Below are 21,649 nucleotides of genomic sequence, written 5' to 3'. Positions count from 1 at the left end.
CGCGTGCGTTTCGTTGAAAGATCCAGGCCAAGACCGAGCTGTGTCATCGAGGAACTCCTTTAATTCGCGTTCTTCCAGGATAGGACAACGTGACTTCAACGCCAGGACTTTTGCAGACCTTCCCTAAGCAATAAGAAATGGGTTTTCTTACTGCTACGGAGTTCATCGGGGATACGCGTGTTCTGGGGGGCGGAAGCGAAGGAGTGCTACCGGCCATCGCGTCGTGCGTGCCCATTCAATTCAATGATTTTGCACGAGAGATCATTATGTCAACAGAAGCTGTTGTAGATACCATAAGTTTTCGCAACGATGCCGACCGTGACAAGCTACGCACAGATAGCGGCCTGTCCGAGCAGGAATTTGACGCGGCCTGCAAAGAAGCATATGAGCTGCTCGAAAAAGATGGGGCTATTCTTAACGAATTCAAAATCCGAGCCGTCCGTGGTGCGATTCGTTTTCCATATAAATTGGACATCCCCTTAGCCATAGCGAGCATTCATCTAGAAATTCAAAATCCAGAGGATGGCAAGTACACCGCTGCTGTCAAAAGCAAAATTCTCGGATTTACAATCGGTGAGGCCCTTTTGACATTCTCGGACGGCCAGCTAACTCGTACTGAAAAAATCGGAACAGAAAGCCTCGGTGGCAATTACACCATCACCATACGCGTAAAAGATGGATTCGCCGTGCAATTAGAAGCCCATCTCCACGTAAAAATATTTGGAGTACGCACCGTTGATTTTGGTCCAAAATGGATTTTTTGAACCATTGCCCGCAGCGAATGTAAGGTAAGCGTCAAACCGAGGCCGTCTTGACGATCAGAACTTGGTCTCTGAGAGCCGCTGATTGGCCCCTGACCACGATAAGCACTTATGCGCTACAGGGCATAAGTGCTTACCTTGTCGCTACCCCTTGCCGGGACTCAGTGCCGTTGCGCAGGCTTTGCTTTCGTTCGCGTATGCGCGGGCATGTATCGAGTCGCGGCAGGGTAAAGGAGGCTTCTCGCCGCAGTCCCCGATGCAATTGAGTTAGGCCGACGAGAGGACTGCCTGCATTCAAGGGAAGTCCACGGTACATGCGAGCCTGTCAAACGGCGCTTGGAGGACGCCATAAACGATAATTCCGGGTTCGCTCGTCATCATCCGATATAGCCGCCGCAGCACGGGATAGCCATTGGGAACGCCGAATATTTCTTCCACTTCGGCGGTGGCGGGTGCCGCGTCGATGACCAGATAGGTCCGGGTGACGTGGATCGCGTGCTTGGCCAGAGCGTCGACGACGAAGCGCTCTCCGAACTCGTCCACAATATCGTCGCCGATATCCGGAGAAAGATAGGTCGTGTCGTACACGACTGGCGCATCGTCCATCCAGATCGTTTTTCGGACACAGAGCATCACGTGGTCGGGCAGGGCGATCGTACTCAAGGTCGGATCGGATATTTTCTCTCTCGTGACCGATACTGAACGTATGCTCGAATCGTCAAACGACGGCTGCATCGCGTCGAGTTGATGCAACAGCCGCTTTTGTTGTTTGACGTATGTTCCTTTCCCGGGAATCGATACGAGCGTCCCTGCGGCTTGCAGGTCGCGTAGCGCACGCTTTATCGTAATCGAACTAACACCGAATTCTTCACTAAGCATGGCCGTCGACGGGATCGCGGCGTCGGGAGAATAGGTGCCGACTGCGATGCGTCGACGGAGTTCCTCGCGTACCGTTTCATGCAGCGACGGGGAGGGTTGTAATTGGGGCTTGATCAAGTTGACTCTCGGGCGCGAAAGGTCGATGGGACCAACGGGACTATAGCCCGGGCGTCCATGGATGCCTAGTATCCCAAGCATTTACGGAACGTTTTGCGGACAACGGGCAGCATCCGGCGCACCGCTTTACATCGAAACAGCCCAGGCGTCCTGTGGCGAACTGTCGGATGTCGGGAAGGCGCTAAACAATCGGCGCACCGACATCAACGACGGTTCAGGTCTCACCTTGAAGCTCATGCGCCTCGCAAAATATACTAGGTATCATTTCGGTGTAACCGCCAACTGAAAATAGGGCGATATGGCGCAGCGACCGGCATCCATGGCTTGGGGAGCTTACCCCAAACGGCATAACGGCCCCCGGGGTCGTAACGCGGGCGTCGCGACTGAGCCTCTACGAGAACACCGGGATAGCAACATCACGAGCGCACTCAAGTTTGCCGATCTCGCACTGAAGATCACGAGCTGGCCGATCGGGATCGTTACGTCGGACGCCAAGGGTCCTACTGCCGCTGCTTCGCGATCATCATCAGTCTGCAATGCGCAATAACTCAATGAACTCGCGCATCGAGCCATGGTTTTCCATGTCCATTCCTTGTTCGAAGATTTCCGCGCCTTTCGACACCAAGGCGGTTCCTCGGAGGTTGCGCAGAAACTTCTCTTCCACGTCTGCATCCTCGAACGGACGGCGCCAGTGACCCAGTGGCCATTTCACTGACGTCTCGAGCAAACGACCGTCTGATAGCATGATGGTCACGGACGACATATGCTGATCGATCTTCCAGAATGCTTCCTCAGCGACCGGATCGACTTCGACGTCGATCTTTTCCATCAATTCAAGAACGTCCTCGCTTGCCATCAAGGACGGTTCATACCATTCTCGTCCCGCTTGGAGGGAGAGCGCCGCCATTGCAGATACATACTGGACGGACAATTGGGCATTGATATCGGAAGGCGGTCGCCTGTCGGAGAACCATTCCGATATTCTTGAAATCGTCCGAATCTGAATGCTGCGTATATCTTTGTGGTCAATCGAGTGCTGTTCGGCCAGATTTGAAATTGCTTCGATGGTCGTATGGAGAAATGCGCAGCATGGAAATGCTTTAAAGGACGATTCTCTCGTTCGCCAATTGTGGGCGAGATCAGCAGAAAGCAGGCTGGCATTGAATCGATCGGATCCAATGATGCTAGCGAAACCTCTGTGGGGGTCACTAAGCATCGCGAAGGGGCCGATGATGTCGTGACGTGCGCAGAGTGCGGCCTCGATTCCCGCCAGGGCCATCTGGCCATAGTTCGCCTTGAGTGCATGCGCAGGCTGTCCATACTGGACGTACCACAGAGGCAGACAGGTATTGGCCGCGGCGTGGCCTAGCGCAGAGCGGAACTGCTCTTCCGAGCCGCCAGCGACGACCATGGCGGCGGCTCCGGCAGCCAGGCCGTGCCATGCGTGATATACAGCGAATCGCAGATACACTTCGGGACTGGCTTGCGTGGCGTCGTGCAGTCGGAGACCTGCCTCATAACCGGCGACGACACCGGCGAGAAACCGCTTTGGTGGGGTATTTAGATGTTCGCTGAGCGCCAGCGCGGCAGGTATGACCGTCGCACTTGGATGGCCTACCGCGACGTCCTCGTAGTCGAGAACATCCGACAACCACGCGTTCACCTTGCCAGCCAGCGATGGCGGCATACGCAATGAGGTTCCCAAAACGGTGCAGCCATCTTGTTGTTTGGTGCTCCCGTAGCTGGCCAGGATCTTGCGGCCGAGCACCGTGTCCGTTCCGGCAACAATGCATCCGATCGTGTCCAGCGTCAGCAGTTTTGCCTTATGGACGACGTCTTCGGGAATGCGCTCGTAGCTGAGATCCGTGAGAAAGCGCGCTAACAGCCCGGCGTGTGCATGGACTGGATTGTTCGGAAACAGGATATGGTCCCGGTGTGACGACGCGGATTGCGCGTCAGCCGACGCAGTGCAGTCCTCTTCGTTTATCATTCGTGCCCTCTATGTCTAGAATTATGCTTCGCGAGAAACGTTGATCGCGGATAGCGAATCGCCGAATTCGGGCTGCTCCTTGTAGCCATGCGAAGTGGCCACCATGACGACGCGAGCGTTCTGTCCAATCTGCCCGTGATCTATCAATCTGCGCAGTCCCGTGAGCGAGGCGACACTCGAGCGCTCGAGGTACAGTCCCTCACGCGCGAGTACAAGCTGGTCTGCGATGACCTGTTCATCGCGGACCGCGACACCCACACCGTCAGTCGAATCGAGCGCCAGTAAAGTCTGGCGAGTAACGGTATCGCCTCCGATTGACTCCATGACCGTGTCCCCCGAATAGTCGCTGCAAACCATGCCATGCCCCTGTTGCGCTAGACTGATTCGTGGGAATGGTTCGACAGCGTGAACCTTTGGAATGGAGTGCACCAGACCCGAGTCGCGAAGGTCCCGGTAGCCTTTCGCAATACCCCAGAGCACGTCACCGCGTGCGGTCGGAACGATGATGTCCGTCGGCGGACGCGCCGAAAATTGCAGGTAGAGTTCGAATGCGATTGCGCGATAACCGTCGACGCCAAACGGATTGCTCCCGACGGGCGGCATGATCGAATTTGTGACCGGATACCATTCGCCCTGCCGCACACGCTGGGCGATGAGGGCCCAGCGATCGTCTGGATTTTTGGTCGCGATGATTCGCGCGCCATGCATTTCGATTGCTCTGCGCCAGTTCGGGCTGATTTCCGGTGTCGTCACGACCACACATTCGATACCGGCTCGGGCGGCATAGGCTGCCGTCGAAACCCCGGCATTGCCGCTCGATGCAACCGCGACGGTCGTCGCGCCGACGTCGATCGCTCGCTGGACAACGATTGCACCCATCCTGTCCTTGTGGGAGCCGGTTGGATTGCAGAATTCATTTTTTGTATGCAATGCATCGATGCCCAGTGCGACGGCGAGCCGGGGCAGCGCCGATAGCGGCGTGTTGCCTTCTCCCAGTCCCGTAGCACCGCGATACGACAGCCAGTCCGTGATGTTTTCGGTATTCAGGTCCGCCGGAAAAGCGGTGTAATGCGGTGCGACGCTCGCCGGTGTGCCCGCCCTTTGGCACGACGGGCAACCTTCGAAATAGTCGTCCAGCGCGTGTACTAGCCCGCACTGGATACACTTCATGCCGGAAACGTTGGGATTGAGTCGGCTCATCAGTTCGCTCCCGGGAGGTATGACGTGGCCGCGTCCTCCAAAAGTCCGAAAAGACAATCGCCGCGGCTCGCCAATGCCGGATGCCGCTTGCAAACGACCAGTCCCGCACGGCGGAAGTAGATTTCGACGGGCGGGTCATGCGGTCGGTCGATCGAATGCAGGAGCCCGGCAAGCTGACCTTCTTCGACTCGCTCGCCGAGCTGCGCCATGGGCTCGAACAACCCGTCGTATTCGGCATACACGAACAGGTCCATGCTCTCGCAACTCATCAACGTGACTTGCGCGGGATCGGGCACGTCGCATGACGACAGGATGCCAAGATGCTTGAGAAGTCTGAGCGAGCCCTCTTCGGCCAGCGTACAGCCGTTGCCTCGAAGCGTGGTACCTCCGCCCAGCTCCGCCGTGATGACCGGCACCCCGAATTGGGCAGCTGCAGCAGGCAGTGTGGTATTGCCGCCGCCACCGGCGCCGTCGGTAAATTCCGCAAGCGGCACGCCGAATACACGCAGCAGGTCGTGCAGGCGTTCGATTTCCGCTTCCGTATTTGCGCTACGGACGAGTGCACACGGCATATAGTCGAGCGAGCGGCCGCCCGAGTGGAGATCAACGACGAGATCGGCCATCGGCAGAAGCACTTCGCAGACATAGTGCGCGATCATTTCGGTGGCGGTACCGTGCGCGCGCCCGGGATAGACGCGATTGAGGTTGCCTCCGTCAATGGGTGAAACCCTTCGCCCCGCCTTGACCGCCGGAAAGTTGAGTGACGGAAGAATGATCACGCGTCCGTGCAGATTGTCGTGGACTAACTGTCTCGCGATGCGCATAAGGCCGATCTGGCCTTCGTACTCGTCGCCATGCGTTCCCGCGAGCAGTACCGCAGTCGGACCGTCGCCATTTTTCACGCAGACGACCGGAATCGGAATCCAGCCATACGCGGACGTGTCGGTGGAAATCGGCAGCCGCAAGCAATCGACTTGCTTGCCGTTCTTTTCGTAGTCGATCGTCGACCAGATTCGTGTAGAGCCTGACATGTGAAACCTATGAGAGATCGGATGTTTATCGAATCACGGGAAGGGTTTCTGGCGAGGGTGGGCACAGGAACTCGATGCCGGACTCGGTGACGAAGACCACTTCCTCGAACTGAAACACAGCGCCATCGCGCTCAAGTTTCGGTTCGATGTGCAGAATCATCCCTGGCTCGATGACCGTCGTGTCGGCCCTCGACAGCGACGGCGGCTCGGTTACGTCGAGGCCACCACCATGACCGATGCGCGATACGGCGCCGTACACCGACCCCAATGCGGCGTCGCGCCACAGTGCGTCGAAGTGTTGGTACACCTCGGAACACGTGATTCCGGGGCGGATATGGTTGACAACATCCAGCGTCAGCAATCTCACCGCCGTGTAGGTCTCGAGTTCCCAATCCTTGGGGTCACCGGCACGAGCGATCCGATTGCGATCGGCCGGATACCCACCATACGTAGCGCGAAAATCGGTCCATACGTAATGACCTACTTCGAGCTTCCGATCCTTCGCCGTGCGAGCGTAGGCGAAATCGCCGCTGGAAAAGAGCATCGCAATCGGATCGGCACTTTCGGCGCCGTTCAGATAGATCTGTGCCTGCATGAGGTAATAAAGTTCGTACTCCGTCATGCCAACATAGGCGTGCTTGATCGTCTGGTCGAATGCCGTATTGACGATCTCATATGCGGTTCGATTGAGATCGGCTTCGAATCTGGACTTGACCAGCCTGACTTTCCAGATCGCATCGGCTGCACTTTTGACGCGACCGCTCGCATCGATCGAACTGAGCGCGTCGATCAATCCCAACGAACCACGTCCGAACATGTCTTGACCATAGTCCACTGCAATATGGACACCGCTCCCGGTCGTCTTGCCCTCTAGCCAGTCCGAAACAGCGGTGACAGCTTCGTCAAGATAGCCTTTGTAGTAGACCGGCTCGAAAATTCGATCTCTGAGCTGGATCGTTGTTGCTTCGCCAAGGCTGCCGAAGAGTGCGAAGTCTTGGGATGAAATGGCAGCGAAGATCGGGCGTGCTTTGTGATCCCAGGAGAGTTCCTGGTAGTCCGTGAAATAGTCAACGTTTTTCTTGTCGGTCAAAACAATAACGTCGATCCCGGCTTTTGCCATTTCCCGGCGGATGTTGGTCAATCGCTGGCGGAGTTCGTTTTCGGGAACCGGGGGAGCCGGCGCACGGAAGACGGCAGGAATGTCGAGTTGAAGTGCAGTCATCTTTAGATCTCCATGTCATGAGACGGAAAGTCAATGGAACAGGCGAGGCGATCAAACGGAGCTTGAACAACGCCATAGATCGTCAAATTCGCGTCGGTGGTAATCATCTTGTAAATGCGACGCAGCATCGGATATCCGTTCGGAACCCCAAATATCTCGGCCGCGCGATCGGAAGCAGGAAAGGCTTCCACAACGATCTGTGTCTTGACGAGCCGGATGCCGCGGCGCTTCAGCGCGTCGACGATAAAGCTGCTGCCGAACTCGTCGATGATCTCGTCTTCTACGTTCGCCGAGAGGTAGCTGGCGTCATAGAGAAGTGGTGAGCCGTCTGATGAGATGACTTTCCTGACGCAGAGCATTGTATGGTCGGGGGCCGCAAGCGTGGCCATGGACGGATCACCGATCTTTTCCCGCGTCACCGAGATCAAGCTGATGTCGGCCCCATGCAGGGACGACATGCGCATATCGAGTTGACGCAGGATTCGCTGCTGTTTCTTCACGTAGGCGCCCTTGCCGCGAATCGTGACCAGCACGCCAGCGGCCTGCAAGTCACGCAGCGCCCGCTTCACGGTAATCACGCTGACATTGAATTCTTTACTCAACATGGCGGTGGACGGAATCGGCATGTCGCTCGCGTATATGCCATTCCTGACCCGCTTGAGAAGTTCGTCGCGCACTGTCTCGTACAAGGACAAAGTTGTCTCCAGTATTGGTCTGTTTATTCAAGCGGCTTTAGATCGACCTTCCAGTTTCGCTACTCGGGTAAACACGAGTGCACCGTCGAAGATCGTTGCTTGACATGCCTGGTATGCCAAGTATACTCAACGCACCAACAAAAGGAAAGGAGACAGTTATGACGATCCAGGTCTGGAGTAAACGGCTGGCGCTTGTTCTTGCTGCGGCGAGCACGCTGATTGGCGGCAGCATCGCCCAGGCGCAGTCAAGCGATAGCCAGGCGATCCACGGTGGGGAAATCACGGTAGGAATTCACAATCAGGTGCCGTGGGGATACCGAAACGCCGATGGCAGCGTTTCTGGCGTCGGTCCTGACATGATCCGGGCCGTTCTCGGTCAGGTGGGTGTCAAGAAAATCAACTTTGTCGTCGTCGACTTCGACGCGCTGATTCCGAGCCTGCTCTCCAAGCGGATAGATGCCGTAGCTTCGGGCTTGGCAATTACCCCGACGCGCTGCAAACAGGTAATTTTCAGCAATCCGGATTTGGCTATCGGCGATGCGCTTCTGGTGAAGAAAGGGAATCCTCTCAATATCCATAGTTATGCGGACGTTGCAAAGAACCCAGCGATTCGGTTTGGCGGCGGACGGGGAAGTTCTGCTGTCGAGCATGCGATCGCTGCCGGAATCCCCAAGGATCGGATTCTTCTGCTTAAAGACGTCGAGTCTTCGGTCGGAGCCATTCTGGCCGGTCGCATTGACGCCGACACCGAATCGGCTTCAACTGTAATCAGTACGCTCAAGGATCCAAACGTCGGCAACCGGCTCGAGCGCGCGACGCCCTTTACCGGGTTGGTAAAGAATGGGCAGCAGGTTGCCAATTACGCGGCAATCGCATTCCGGACGGAGGATTCGAAACTGCGTGACCTGTATAACGCGGGGCTAGCAAAAATGAAGGCCGATGGTTCGATCAAGAAAGTCTTCGAAAAATATGGATTCGGGGAAACCGAGATGGCGCCAACTGACGTAACGGCGAAAGCGGTGTGTGGCGCGGATTATCGATGATCGGGATTTGTCAATCTGAGGAGCGATCGCATGAACTTTCCTGACGTCATTATCGGAATATACAAGGGGTTCGGTATCACCGCGGCCGTCACTCTACTCGGACTCCTGTATGCGGTGCCGTTTGCGCTGGTCGCTGGAATATTGCAGAACTTCGCGACTGGCACTCCGCGCAAAGCAATTACATTCATCATCGAGCTGTGGCGAAGCTCGCCTGTTATTGTGCTGCTCTATGCGTTCTACTATACGCTTCCCGCTTTTGGAATTCATCTTTCCGGGATCACGGTTGGCGCACTCGTGCTCGGACTGAACTCGGGTGCATATAGCAGTCAGTCGGTCCGCGCCGCCTTGCAAGCACTGCCTCGCGGACAATGCGAGGCAGGCTTGGCCTTGGGGTTGAATCGTTTCGAGGTGCTTTGTCTTGTCGAGTTGCCGCAGGCAATCAGAGCCATGATTCCAACGTTCATCAACGATCTTATTCAACTGATCAAGGGAACCGCATTGGTATCTCTTATTACGTTGTCTGACATGACGTTCCGTGCCAAGGAGATCTCGGAGTTGAGCTATAACCCGTTGTTAATTTATTCGAGTCTTTTGTTATCCTATCTGATTCTATGTTATCCAGTGACTATTTTTGGGCGATATCTTGAGACATCGCACGGGAGCCGGCGAGGGCGGTCATGAACTTCGATTTTGATTTTGCGTTGCGAATCGTGCCGCAAGTCCTGGAAGGTGTCGGGAATACGATCCTCGTTGCGATCCTGAGCTTCGTGGGTGCGCTGGCGCTCGGTTTCGTCTGGGAAATGCTGCGCCGTTCCAATGCCGTTGTGCGTCCGATGGTTCAATTCATCATCGATGCGATCAGGTCTACTCCGGCACTTGTTCAGATTTATTTCCTGTTTTTCGTTCTCCCTTCTTACGGAATCGTCTTGCCCGCGTTATTCATCGGTGTATTCGGACTTAGTTTTTACTACTCCGGATATATGGCCGAAGTGTTCAAGGCCGGCATCGACGCCGTTCCGGTTGGCCAGAGCGAGGGTGCGAAAAGCCTCGGGCTCACTTGGTGGGACACCACGGCCTTCGTTATCGCTCCGCAGATGTTGCGAAACGTGGCCGCGCCTCTGGGTGCGTATGCCATTGCGATCCTGAAGTCTACGCCATACCTGGCGGTGATCGCGGTTCCCGAAATGCTAGGCAGCGCAATGGACGTGGCTTCCGAAACCTACCGTTACGCTGAGCCGATGCTTGTTGCTGGTGTGCTCTTTCTGGCACTAGCCCTGATCGCGGTCGTATTGGTCGGAAAGGTCGAGCGCCACCTTGGGATTGGCGCTCCTCAACGATAAGCCGACAGCAGTCTATCAAGACGTTTGAAGTGTTGTGGAGGAAAACATGGTATCCCAAATGTCGCAACCACGCGAACCGGCGGGGTTGCAAGCGAATACGCCCGAGTCGATCGCGGTAGCAATTGAAGGTGTATCGAAGTGGTACGGCGAATTTCAGGTTTTGCGCGACATCAATTTGAATGTGGCGTTCGGCGAGCGGATCGTGGTCTGCGGTCCGTCAGGATCAGGAAAATCGACGCTGATCCGCTGCATCAATCAGCTGGAGACGCACCAGGAAGGCCGGATCGTTGTGGACGGTGTCGAGATGCACGCGAAGATGAAGGGGTTGTCGCACATGCGCCGAGATGTCGGAATGGTATTTCAGCATTTCAATCTGTTCCCTCACTTGAGCGTGATCGACAACTGTACGCTGGCGTTGATCCGTACTGGCCGAGCGTCGCGGGCGGAGGCCAAGGCGATTGCGATGGAAAACCTCAACCGGGTTCGCATACCGGACCAGGCGAAGAAGTATCCGGCACAGCTTTCCGGTGGGCAGCAGCAACGCGTCGCAATTGCTCGTGCGCTCTGCATGAAACCAAAGATCATGCTGTTTGACGAGCCGACGTCAGCGCTCGATCCGGAGATGATCAAAGAAGTACTCGATGTGATGACCGGACTTGCGAACGATGGCATGACGATGATCTGTGTGACTCATGAGATGGGATTCGCTCGTGAAGTTGCTGACCGTATCGTATTTATGGACGGTGGGGAAGTCATCGAATGTGCACCGCCGGATACCTTCTTCCGCAATCCGACGCATATCAGAGCGAAGAAGTTTCTGAGTCAGTTGTTGCACAAATAATGCGAGGTCGCAGCCGACTTCGATAGGAGGGTATCGGCGGCTGCACCAAAACATCGTGAATCGATGAGGAAATTGAGGCCACAAAGAATCCTGCCGGCGTTCGACGGGGCACGAACCTAACGCTGGCATTACGCTCCGAGAGGTTTATACGTTAGGCCCCCAGGTCGTATTGGAAAACGCGCACTCATAGTTGTCGGAGCGAGGAAGCCCGAGTAGTTCGGGCAACGTTGCGGGACCGCGGTTTCAGCCGAGGTTTGCCGCGCAGTGAGGATCGGTGTGGCATTGCAGGATCGATGCGACCGGGGCGATGAAGAATGCGCGGCTCGGGAAACGGGAGAGCACCACCACTTTATGCAAACTAGTTGTTACGTACTACAAATTGATTTTCAATAACTACCACGTTTGGAGACGATGATATGAAGGCGAAATTGCTGGTGGCGTCCGTATTGGCCGGGATCGGAGTGTCCGCCTATGCGCAAAGTACCGTCACGTTGTATGGACTCATCGATGAAGGTTTTGACTTCACGAATAATGCAGCTGGAAGCCGGGCATACGAGCTACAAAGCGGATACGTGCAGGGTAGTCGGTGGGGACTGAAAGGTACGGAGGACCTCGGTGGCCAGCTGAAGGCCGTGTTTCAGATCGAGAGTGGGTTCAACGTGAACAACGGCAAGCTCGGCCAGGGCGGCCTGATGTTTGGACGTCAGGCATACGTGGGGCTGTCAAGTTCGACGTATGGCAAGCTTACTTTTGGTCGCCAGTATGACTCTGTTGTCGACTACTTCTCGTTGACGACAGCAAATGGAACATGGGCAGGTTATCTGCTCTCGCACCCATACGACAACGACAATACGGATGGCACTTTTCGGGTCAACAATACGGCGAAATATACCAGCCCGAATTTCGGTGGCTTCCAATTCGGTGGCACTTACAGCTTCTCAAATGACACCAATTTCGCCAATAATCGTCAGTATAGTCTGGGAGCACAATATGAGACCGGAAGCATCCTGATCGCGGCGTCCTATCTACAGGCCAACAATCCGTCATCAACCGCGACCGGTGCGATCAACAATGGTGGCGATGAAAATTTTGTGGGTGACCGGCTGCGCATCTTTGGTGCTGGTATCAACTACTATATTGGAAGCGCCACTTTCGGCTTCGCATACTCGAACGTGGATGTGAAGAATCCGGTGAACTCCGGGTACGTGGGCGCTATTACGCCTGTCAGTGGTCCGGCTTCGGACCTCCGCTTCCAGAACTTCGAAATCAATGGCAAGTACCAGTTCACGCCAGCGTTCTATGTTGGCGCGATGTACACCTACACGCACGCGACGATGACCACGGCAGCGGGCAGCTTCCATCCGAACTATCAGACGGTCGGGTTGATGGGTGACTACAACATCTCAAAGCGAACAGACGTTTATCTTCAGGGTGCCTATCAGCATGTAGGAGGAGATACGACGGGTTCAGTGCTGGATTTCGCATATGTACCCGGTGCGTACGGTGTTTCCTCGGGCAACAGCCAGCTCGCTTTGCGCCTCGGGCTCCGTCATAAATTCTAGTCGACTCAGCCAAGCACCAAATCGATGAGATCACGCGGGCTCGAAAACCGATGTCTGTTGACCCAATCTCGCCTCAGCGCGACAGGGGAAAAAGGTGTCGAGCTCGCGTCGTCTAGTGCCGGTGTGAAGATATTAACTGTTCAAGGAACGAGTTCGACTCAATCCTATAGTTCGCGATTCGGTTGAGGTACCAGCGGCCGTGTGCGACTGGGCATTTCAGCTTCTGCATTAACTGTCTTCCCGGTCGACTACTTGTCGGCACAAGGGCGTTACCAGTGCCAACGCTAGACGTTGGCTACTGCCACCCTCAAGTCCACTCCTGAGGCGTTTCCTCGCCACTCGGCAACGTGAGGCCAACGGTCGGCAACGGCAACGCTGTCTTGTACCGCACCTGCTTAAGCGCAAAGCTGGAGCGGATGTTCGACACGCCAGGTATTTTCGTGAGCCATTGGACGATGAAGTGCTCAAGGCTTTGCATGTCCGGCACGACGACGCGCAGCAGATAATCGGCGTCGCCTGTCATCAGATAGCACTCCATCACTTCTGGCCGATCCTCGATCTCCTTTTCAAAAACGCGTAACGCGTCTTCTACCTGTTGTTCGAGGCTAACCTGAATGAACACATTGATACGTAACCCGAGCGCGCCGGCGTCGAGTAGGGTCACGTGTTGGCGGAACAGGCCGAGCTTTTCAAGTGCGCGTACGCGATTGAAGCAGGGAGTGGGCGAGAGGTTAACCGCGCGGGCGAGCTCAGCGTTTGTGATACGCGCATTGTCCTGCAACTGCCGCAGGATCGCGATGTCGGTGCGGTCTAACCGGCGGGTCGGGAGTTTTGTTTCGGACGTCATAGTATGGAAATCTCATGTGAGGCATCGTTACCAGAATTTATACCCTATTTGAGCTGAAAACTCCCCCACAAAAGAGACGCACATTTTGTGATGGGATGGATAAGCTCTTCCCATGTCCTCGAATTCGAAATTACGACCCGCACGAGTCTCGAAGCTCACGAATCTCACTGTTTAGCCTGGAGTTGCCATGACCGATTTATCGAGCGGTGTTCAGCCCGTTCTTGCCCTCAATCAAGCCCGCATGGACAACGACCCGCAGGAAACTGCCGAGTGGATCTCCGCACTGGATGGCGTGGTGGAGCATGTCGGGCTCGGACGTGCCCAGTATCTTTTCGACCGCCTGGCCGCGCATGCATTGTCGAGCGGCATCGCAACGGCGCGTGCGAACGTCACGCCCTATGCGAACACCATCCCGGTCGAACAGCAGCCGCCGTTTCCAGGTGACGTCGATACCGAAGAGCGACTCGCCGCTGCACTACGCTGGAATGCGCTCGCGATGGTGGTGCGAGCGAACCGCGCTTACGGCGAACTCGGTGGACATATCGCGAGCTACGCATCGGCAGCGGATCTTTTCGAGGTTGGATTCAACCACTTCTTTCGCGGTGCGAACGATGCTCATGGCGGTGACCTCATCTATTTTCAGCCCCATTCGTCGCCGGGAGTATACGCGCGCGCATTCCTTGAAGGTTTCCTGAGCGAGCAGCATCTGGAGCACTACCGTCGCGAGATCGCGGGTCCGGGTCTGTGTTCCTATCCGCATCCGTGGCTGATGCCTGACTTCTGGCAGTTTCCGACGGGATCGATGGGCATCGGCCCTATCAACTCGATCTACCAGGCGCGCTTCATGCGTTACCTGCAGAACCGTGGGCTGCTCAAAACGGAAGGCCGCAAGGTCTGGGGCTTCTTTGGCGACGGCGAGATGGACGAGCCCGAATCGATCGGTGCCTTGTCGCTCGCCGCACGCGAGCGGCTCGACAACCTCGTTTTCGTGATCAACTGCAATCTGCAGCGACTTGACGGCCCCGTGCGAAGTAACGGCCGCATCATTGACGAACTCGAGGCGCAATTCACGGGGGCGGGCTGGAACGTCATCAAGGTCGTGTGGGGTTCTAATTGGGACGGTCTTTTCGCACGCGATCGCACCGGCGCGTTGTTGCGAGCGTTTGCTCATACCGTCGATGGACAGTTTCAGACCTTCTCTGCCAATGACGGCGCCTACAACCGCGAACGCTTCTTCGGACAGAACGAGGAACTGGCTGCGCTTGCCGCGCATCTGAGCAACGACGATATTGACCGCCTGCGCCGCGGTGGCCATGACGTACGCAAGCTGTATGCGGCGTACAACAGGGCACTGAAACATGCAGGGCAGCCCACGGTGATTCTCGCGAAGACAATGAAGGGCTTCGGCATGGGCTCGATCGGCCAGGGCCGGATGACCACGCATCAACAGAAGAAGCTCGACGTCGAACAACTGAAAGCGTTTCGCGACCGGTTCCGCTTGCCCCTCTCCGACGAAGACGTCGAGCAGCTGCGGTTCTACAGGCCGGCGGACAACAGTCCAGAAATGCGGTACCTGCATGCCCGGCGCGAAGCGCTCGGCGGGTATCTGCCCCGCAGGCGGACAACCGCGTCGCAAATGCTGCCTGTTCCCGCATTGCCGGCGTGGGGGCAATTTGCGCTGGACGCGAACGGCAAGGAGATGTCGACCACGATGGCGCTCGTGCGGATGCTCGGGAGCCTTCTGAAAAACGCGTCGCTCGGCCCTCGCATTGTTCCCGTAGTCGCCGATGAGGCACGCACGTTCGGTATGGCGAATCTGTTCCGGCAGGTTGGGATCTATTCGCCGCTCGGGCAGCTGTACGAGCCCGAAGACATGGGCTCAATGCTGTATTACCGGGAAGATACGGGCGGACAGATACTGGAAGAGGGCATTTCGGAGGCGGGCGCTGTGTCCTCGTGGGTCGCCGCAGCCACTTCATACAGCGTGCACGACCTGCCCATGCTGCCGTTCTACATCTACTACTCGATGTTCGGTTTCCAGCGCATCGGCGATCTCATCTGGGCTGCCGCTGACCAGCGTGCGCGTGGCTTTCTGATCGGTGCAACGGCGGGGAAGACGACACTCGGTGGCGAGGGTTTGCAGCATCAGGACGGCACGAGCCATCTGGCGGCCTCGACGGTACCGAACTGCCGCGCCTACGATCCGGCATTCGCGTACGAGGTGGCCATGATCGTAGACGAAGGCATGCGCGAGATGATTGAACGTCAGCGCGATGTGTTCTATTACCTGACGGTGACGAACGAGAACTACGCACAGCCTTCACTTCCGGATGCACCCATCGAAAGCGTTCGTGATGGTGTGCTCAAGGGCATGTATCCGCTTGACACAACATCGCTCGATCGGGCTGAGGTCCAGTTGCTCGGTTCGGGGGCGATTCTGGGCGAAGTGCAGGCGGCCGCGCGCCTGCTGAAGGAAGACTGGAACATCGAAGCATCGGCATGGAGCGTCACCAGCTTTACCGAGCTGCACCGGGACGGTGTCGCGTCCGAACGCACCGATCGTTTGTTCGACGAGGATCGCGCTGCCGCTCCGTATGTGACGTCTGCGTTGTCTCCCACGCACGGGCCCGTGATCGCGGCGACAGACTATGTGCGCGCCGTTCCCGAACTCATTCGTGCATATGTGCCGCGGCGCTATGTGACGCTTGGCACCGATGGCTTCGGACGCAGTGACACCCGTGCGGCGCTGCGGGCCTTCTTCGAAGTCGACCAACATTCGATCGCGATTGCCGCGCTGAAAGCGCTCGCGGACGACGGTGCAGTAGCGGTCGAGCTCGTCAGGCGTGCCGTTGATCGCTATGGCAAGCATGACGCGAACCGGGCCGCGCCGTGGCAACGGTGACGGGCAGGCACTACCGGAGCTAATAATGAAGATTGCGGGTGCTGAGATCCAACAGGTTGCGAAAGCCGGCGCTCCGGATACTTCGGGCAGGGACGGCGATGCATCGGGAGCACAGATTGTCCTGTCCGTCCTGCGCGGGGAGGGTGTTGAGACGGTTTGGGGGTATCCAGGCGGCGCGGTCCTGCCGCTTTACGATGCGCTCCACGAATCCATCGATGTTACCCATTTGCTGGTTCGCCATGAACAGGCCGCCGTCCACGCGGCGGATGGTTTCGCGCGCGCGACGGGAAAGGTCGGCGTAGCGCTGGTGACATCGGGGCCGGGTGTGACGAACGCGGTGACAGGCATTGCGACTGCCTATTTCGATTCCATTCCGATGGTGGTGATCTCCGGTAACGTGCCCACACACTCTATCGGAACCGATGCGTTTCAGGAGTGCGATGCTGTCGGAATTACCCGGTCGATCGTCAAGCATAACTTTCTGGTGCTGGATGTCTCTCAACTGGCGAAGACGCTCAAAAGCGCGTTTCATATCGCCCGCACCGGACGCCCCGGGCCTGTGCTGGTGGATATTCCCAAAGACGTGCTTCAGGCGAAGACGCCATTGCGCATACCTGAATCCGTCACGCTGCGATCCTACCGTCCGCGCACGGAACCTCATGCGGGACAGGTGCGGCGGGCCGCCGAGGCGCTCGCGCGCTCGCGCCGGCCATGCATTCTCGTTGGCGGCGGAGCGGTTGCATCGGCTGCCAGCGGGGAGATTGCGGAACTCGTGCGGCGACTCGATGCCCCGGTGACGAACACGTTGATGGCGCTTGGCGCCTTTCCCGCTTCGGATAGGCGGTGCCTCGGAATGCCAGGACTGCATGGAACGTACGAAGCCAACATGGCGATGCAGCATTGCGACGTACTGATTGCGCTCGGTGCGAGATTCGATGACCGGGTCATTGGAAATACCGGGGACTTTCGGTCAGATAGCAGGACGACTATTCATGTTGATATTGATCCCGCGACAATCGACAAGCGGGTGCAGGTTGACATTCCGATCGTGGGAGACGTGAAGACCGCGGCGCGCGCGATACTGAGACAGCTCGAAGCACAACGTATTCATGCTGGGCACCGGAAGGACTGGTGGACACAGATTGAGACTTGGCGTGAGAAGCGCTGCCTCGCCTATGAGCCGGCAGAAGATGTAATCAAGCCTCAGTTCGTCATTCAGCGACTTTGGGAGGCTACCGGAGGCGATGCCTATATCTGTTCGGATGTCGGACAGCACCAGATGTGGGCCGCGCAGCTGTATGGATTCGATAAACCTCGCCGATGGATCAACTCGGGAGGCCTCGGAACCATGGGTGTCGGACTGCCCTATGCGATGGGCGTCAAACGCGCGCTTCCGGACGCGGATGTGGTCACAGTAACCGGAGACGGCTCGATCCAGATGTGTATCCAGGAGTTGTCGACCTGCAGGCAGTACGACCTCGGGGTGAAAATCGTTTCCCTCAACAACGGCTATCTCGGCATGGTAAGGCAGCTGCAGCATGTGACTTATAGCGACCGTTACTCCCACTCGTACATGGACGCGTTGCCTGACTTTGTCGCACTTGCCCGCGCTTATGGGCATGTCGGCTTTCGCATCGATCGACCATGCGATGTCGAGCCCGTGCTGCGCGAAGCACTTGCCATGAAGCAGCGTACGGTATTCATGGACTTTGCCATCGATCCGTCCGAGAACGTCTGGCCTATGGTTCGAGCGGGCGCGGGACTGACGGACATGCTGATGAATTCGCGCGATGTCGACCGGTAGTTCAGCATGGCTAATGTTCAACATAGCCAGGACTTCGGGCAGCCCGGCGCCTGCTGCCTGTTCTGGCATTGACGCATTCGCGAGAAACACTACGCAACGATCGTTGCGCTCGCCTTGGACCGCGATTGGGAGATTACTGAAGTGCGTGTAACAGAGATTAAGGTGCCTGACATCGGCGACTACAAGGGCGTCCCCGTCATCGAGGTACTGGTTGGCCCCGGTGATGTAGTACGGGAGGAGCAATCGCTGGTTACGCTGGAGTCGGACAAGGCCACCATGGACGTGCCCAGTCCTTTTGGTGGCGTCGTTCGGGAAATAAAGCTCAGGGTCGGCGATGCGGTGTCGGAAGGTTCGGTCATCCTGCTCATGGAGCCGCAAGGTGCGGCGGCCGAGGCGGTCACCGGTAAGGTTGACGCGAGCGAGAAGACCGGGCGTCGAGATGGCTCACCCATTGTTGATGAGGAGCGCAGTCCGGCAGGTCATCCATCCGCGCCTGCGCCAGCGGCCGTGATCCCGGAGAAGGAGGTTGGGCTGAGCGGATCAAGCCATGCTTCGCCGTCGGTGCGTAAACTGGCGCGCGACCTCGGCATGGACATCACGCGAGTTCAGGGCACCGGGCCGAAGGGCCGCATCAGCCAGGACGACGTCACCGCGTTCGTGAAGGGCGTGATGACGGGCGCGCTCGCTGCGCCGGCTGGCGCTGCCGCTGGAGTAGCCCCAGCGGCAGCGAGCGGTACGGGCCTGAACCTGCTGCCGTGGCCGAAGGTCGATTTCACGAAGTTCGGCCCGATCGATACGCATCCGCTGTCGCGCATCAAGAAGATTTCCGGCGCGAACCTGCACCGCAACTGGGTCATGATCCCGCACGTCACGAACAACGACGAAGCGGACATCACCGACCTCGAAGCGCTGCGCGTGCAGCTGAACAAGGAAAACGAGAAGGCGGGCGTGAAGTTCACGATGCTCGCGTTCGTCATCAAGGCCTGCGTCGCGGCGCTCAAGAAGTTCCCGGCGTTCAATGCGAGCCTCGACGGCGACAACCTCGTCTTCAAGCAGTACTACCACATCGGTTTTGCCGCCGACACGCCGAACGGCCTCGTCGTTCCGGTGATCCGCGACGCGGACAAGAAGGGTCTCGTCGACATCGCGAAGGAAATGGCCGAGCTCTCGAAGCTCGCGCGCGACGGCAAGCTCAAGCCGGACCAGATGCAAGGCGGCTGCTTCTCGATCTCGTCGCTCGGCGGCATCGGCGGTACGCATTTCACGCCGATCATCAACGCACCGGAAGTGGCGATCCTCGGCCTGTCGAAGAGCGCGATGAAGCCGGTGTGGGATGGCAGGCAGTTTGTGCCTCGCCTCATGCTGCCCCTGTCGGTTTCATGGGATCATCGCGTCATTGATGGCGCAGAAGCTGGCCGCTTCAATGCCTATCTCGTCACGATTCTGGCCGACTATCGACGGGTATCGCTTTGATCCGCGACGAGCTCCGGTACAACCGCAGGGAAGAAATCAATCCATGACGCTTATCGATGTAAAAGTGCCGGATATCGGCGACTTCAGGGACATTGAGGTCATTGAAGTCAACATCAAGACCGGTGATGTGATCGAGAAGGAGCAGACGCTGCTCTCGCTCGAGTCGGACAAGGCCACGATGGAAGTGCCCAGCGACGTCGCGGGCACGGTGAAGGAAGTGAAGATCAAGGCTGGCGACAAGGCTTCGCAGGGCACGGTGATCGCTCTGGTCGAGGCTTCAGAAGGCGCAGCGGCGCCGGCTCCGAAGGCTGAAGCGCCGAAGGCAGCAGCGCCGGCGCCGCAAGCCGGCAGCTTCAGCGGCAGCGCCGATGTCGAATGCGACATGCTCGTGCTCGGCGCGGGCCCCGGCGGCTACTCGGCGGCGTTCCGCTCCGCCGACCTCGGCATGAAGACCGTGCTGGTCGAGCGTTATTCGACGCTTGGCGGCGTGTGCCTGAACGTGGGCTGCATCCCGTCGAAGGCGCTGCTGCACACGGCGCTCGTGATCGACGAAGCCGAAGCGCTCGGCTCGCACGGCATCACGTTCGGCAAGCCGCAGATCGACCTGGACAAGTTGCGCGACTTCAAGTCGGGCGTCGTCAAGAAGCTGACGGGCGGCCTCGCCGGCATGGCGAAGGCGCGCAAGGTCGAAGTCGTGACGGGCGTGGGCGCGTTCCTCGATCCGAACCACATGGAAGTGGTGGGCGAGAACGGCAAGAAGATCGTCAAGTTCAAGCAGGCGATCATCGCTGCGGGTTCGCAGGCCGTGAAACTGCCGTTCATGCCGGAAGATCCGCGCGTGGTCGATTCGACCGGCGCGCTGGAACTGCGTCAGATTCCGCAGAAGATGCTGGTGATCGGCGGCGGCATCATCGGTCTGGAAATGGCCACCGTCTACGCGACGCTCGGCGCGCAGATCGACGTCGTGGAAATGCTCGACGGCCTGATGGCCGGTGCGGACCGCGACCTCGTGAAGGTCTGGGAGAAGTACAACGCGAAGCGCTTCGCGAACGTCATGCTCAAGACCAGGACCACGAAGGCCGAGGCGAAGGACGACGGCATCTATGTGTCGTTCGAGGGCGAAAAGGCGCCGGCCGAGCCGCAACGCTACGACCTCGTGCTGGTCGCCGTGGGCCGCTCGCCCAACGGCAAGAAGATCGGCGCGGACAAGGCGGGCATAGCGGTGACGGATCGCGGCTTCATCGAAGTCGACAAGCAGATGCGCACCAACGTCCCGCACATCTTCGCGATCGGGGATGTGGTCGGCCAGCCGATGCTCGCGCACAAGGCCGTGCATGAAGGCCACGTGGCGGCGGAAGCGGCGCACGGCGAGAAGGCGTACTTCGACGCGCTGCAGATTCCTTCGGTGGCTTACACCGATCCGGAAGTGGCGTGGGCCGGCAAGACCGAAGACCAGTGCAAGGCCGAAGGCATCAAGTACGGCAAGGCGGTGTTCCCGTGGGCCGCTTCGGGCCGCGCGATCGCCAACGGCCGCGACGAGGGCTTCACGAAGCTGATCTTCGACGAAGAGACGCATCGCGTGATCGGCGGCGGCATCGTCGGCCTGAACGCGGGCGACCTCATCAGCGAAGTCTGCCTCGCGGTGGAAATGGGCGCGGATGCGACCGACATCGGCAAGACGATTCACCCGCACCCGACGCTGGGCGAGTCAATCGGCATGGCCGCCGAGCTGTACGAGGGCGTCTGCACCGATGTGCCGCCGAAGCGCGGAAACGCAAGTCCCAAGTAAGTCTAGGTCTTGGTGGCGCTATCAACCGTAAGCGGTGATTTCAGCACACCGAATAAAGAATCGTTTGCGACAGACGGGCAAGCGCAGCCGTACCGCGACGGTCGGGGTCAACCGACGATGTCCGCGTCGAGGTGATCAGCCTGCGCGTGGGCC

The 21,649-nt window shown here is 57.9% G+C and carries 17 protein-coding genes; 10 read left to right on the top strand and 7 right to left on the bottom strand.

The window, feature by feature from the left end; genetic code table 11:
• Nucleotides 1-137 precede the first annotated feature (137 nt).
• Nucleotides 138-764: a hypothetical protein gene (locus tag AB4Y44_RS40870; RefSeq protein ID WP_069268831.1), complete on the top strand. Its 627-nt coding sequence runs from the start codon at nt 138-140 to the stop codon at nt 762-764.
• Nucleotides 765-1,055: 291 nt separating this feature from the next.
• Here AB4Y44_RS40870 and AB4Y44_RS40865 read toward each other — a convergent pair whose 3' ends face one another.
• The 6 genes from AB4Y44_RS40865 to AB4Y44_RS40840 all read right to left on the bottom strand — a co-directional run bounded on the left by AB4Y44_RS40865 (nt 1,056) and on the right by AB4Y44_RS40840 (nt 7,889).
• The gene (locus AB4Y44_RS40865; RefSeq protein WP_342925243.1) at nt 1,056-1,757 is read right to left on the bottom strand and encodes a GntR family transcriptional regulator; all 702 of its coding nucleotides are present in this window, start codon (nt 1,755-1,757) and stop codon (nt 1,056-1,058) included.
• A gap of 526 nt (nt 1,758-2,283) precedes the next feature.
• Nucleotides 2,284-3,747, bottom strand: coding sequence for an MmgE/PrpD family protein (locus AB4Y44_RS40860; protein WP_069268829.1), 1,464 nt, complete (start codon nt 3,745-3,747; stop codon nt 2,284-2,286).
• Nucleotides 3,748-3,768: 21 nt separating this feature from the next.
• Nucleotides 3,769-4,947, bottom strand: a complete 1,179-nt coding sequence (locus tag AB4Y44_RS40855; protein WP_069268828.1) for a pyridoxal-phosphate dependent enzyme — start codon at nt 4,945-4,947, stop codon at nt 3,769-3,771.
• Entirely contained in the window at nt 4,947-5,912 is a 966-nt protein-coding gene (locus AB4Y44_RS40850) for a succinylglutamate desuccinylase/aspartoacylase family protein (RefSeq protein WP_342925245.1), read from the bottom strand. The genes AB4Y44_RS40855 and AB4Y44_RS40850 overlap by 1 nt, the downstream gene beginning before the upstream one ends.
• Before the next feature lie 91 nt (nt 5,913-6,003).
• A complete protein-coding gene (locus AB4Y44_RS40845; RefSeq protein WP_069268826.1) occupies nt 6,004-7,200 on the bottom strand; it encodes a Xaa-Pro peptidase family protein in 1,197 nt (398 codons plus the stop codon).
• 2 nt (nt 7,201-7,202) lie between these two features.
• Nucleotides 7,203-7,889, bottom strand: coding sequence for a GntR family transcriptional regulator (locus AB4Y44_RS40840; protein WP_368662011.1), 687 nt, complete (start codon nt 7,887-7,889; stop codon nt 7,203-7,205).
• A 164-nt stretch (nt 7,890-8,053) separates the two neighbouring features.
• On the opposite strand from AB4Y44_RS40840, the gene ehuB reads away from it, so the two are divergent.
• From ehuB to AB4Y44_RS40815, 5 genes are all read left to right on the top strand, one after another.
• Nucleotides 8,054-8,938 (top strand): ectoine/hydroxyectoine ABC transporter substrate-binding protein EhuB, encoded by an 885-nt coding sequence (ehuB, locus tag AB4Y44_RS40835; RefSeq protein WP_069268824.1) that lies wholly within the window; start codon nt 8,054-8,056, stop codon nt 8,936-8,938.
• A 30-nt stretch (nt 8,939-8,968) separates the two neighbouring features.
• Entirely contained in the window at nt 8,969-9,619 is a 651-nt protein-coding gene (locus tag AB4Y44_RS40830) for an amino acid ABC transporter permease (protein ID WP_368662012.1), read from the top strand.
• Nucleotides 9,616-10,278 (top strand): amino acid ABC transporter permease, encoded by a 663-nt coding sequence (locus tag AB4Y44_RS40825; RefSeq protein ID WP_069268822.1) that lies wholly within the window; start codon nt 9,616-9,618, stop codon nt 10,276-10,278. The genes AB4Y44_RS40830 and AB4Y44_RS40825 overlap by 4 nt, the downstream gene beginning before the upstream one ends.
• A 58-nt stretch (nt 10,279-10,336) precedes the next feature.
• Nucleotides 10,337-11,119, top strand: coding sequence for an amino acid ABC transporter ATP-binding protein (locus AB4Y44_RS40820; protein ID WP_368662015.1), 783 nt, complete (start codon nt 10,337-10,339; stop codon nt 11,117-11,119).
• Nucleotides 11,120-11,535: 416 nt separating this feature from the next.
• Nucleotides 11,536-12,681, top strand: a complete 1,146-nt coding sequence (locus AB4Y44_RS40815) for a porin (RefSeq protein WP_368685835.1) — start codon at nt 11,536-11,538, stop codon at nt 12,679-12,681.
• Between the two features lie 307 nt (nt 12,682-12,988).
• Here AB4Y44_RS40815 and AB4Y44_RS40810 read toward each other — a convergent pair whose 3' ends face one another.
• Complete coding sequence (locus AB4Y44_RS40810; protein WP_069268820.1) at nt 12,989-13,528, bottom strand: Lrp/AsnC family transcriptional regulator; 540 nt, start codon at nt 13,526-13,528, stop codon at nt 12,989-12,991.
• A 187-nt stretch (nt 13,529-13,715) separates the two neighbouring features.
• On the opposite strand from AB4Y44_RS40810, the gene mdeB reads away from it, so the two are divergent.
• The 4 genes from mdeB (at nt 13,716) to lpdA (ending at nt 21,496) form a co-directional block, all read left to right on the top strand.
• Nucleotides 13,716-16,430, top strand: a complete 2,715-nt coding sequence (mdeB, locus tag AB4Y44_RS40805; RefSeq protein ID WP_368662013.1) for an alpha-ketoglutarate dehydrogenase — start codon at nt 13,716-13,718, stop codon at nt 16,428-16,430.
• Between the two features lie 25 nt (nt 16,431-16,455).
• On the top strand, nt 16,456-18,234 hold the full coding sequence (gene ilvB, locus AB4Y44_RS40800; RefSeq protein WP_368607027.1) for a biosynthetic-type acetolactate synthase large subunit: 1,779 nt from the start codon (nt 16,456-16,458) through the stop codon (nt 18,232-18,234).
• A 99-nt stretch (nt 18,235-18,333) separates the two neighbouring features.
• A complete protein-coding gene (gene aceF / locus AB4Y44_RS40795) occupies nt 18,334-19,707 on the top strand; it encodes a dihydrolipoyllysine-residue acetyltransferase (protein WP_368662016.1) in 1,374 nt (457 codons plus the stop codon).
• 43 nt (nt 19,708-19,750) lie between these two features.
• Nucleotides 19,751-21,496 carry a dihydrolipoyl dehydrogenase gene (gene lpdA, locus AB4Y44_RS40790; RefSeq protein ID WP_368685834.1) on the top strand — a complete coding sequence of 582 codons (1,746 nt, stop codon included), beginning with the start codon at nt 19,751-19,753 and terminating at the stop codon, nt 21,494-21,496.
• Nucleotides 21,497-21,649 lie beyond the last annotated feature (153 nt).

It is taken from the genome of Paraburkholderia sp. BR10937, assembly GCF_040965695.1.
In the GTDB taxonomy this organism is placed as follows: Bacteria; Pseudomonadota; Gammaproteobacteria; order Burkholderiales; family Burkholderiaceae; genus Paraburkholderia.
The sequence above is the reverse complement of the archived record's forward strand: the minus strand, read 5'-3'. Positions and strand labels throughout refer to the sequence as shown.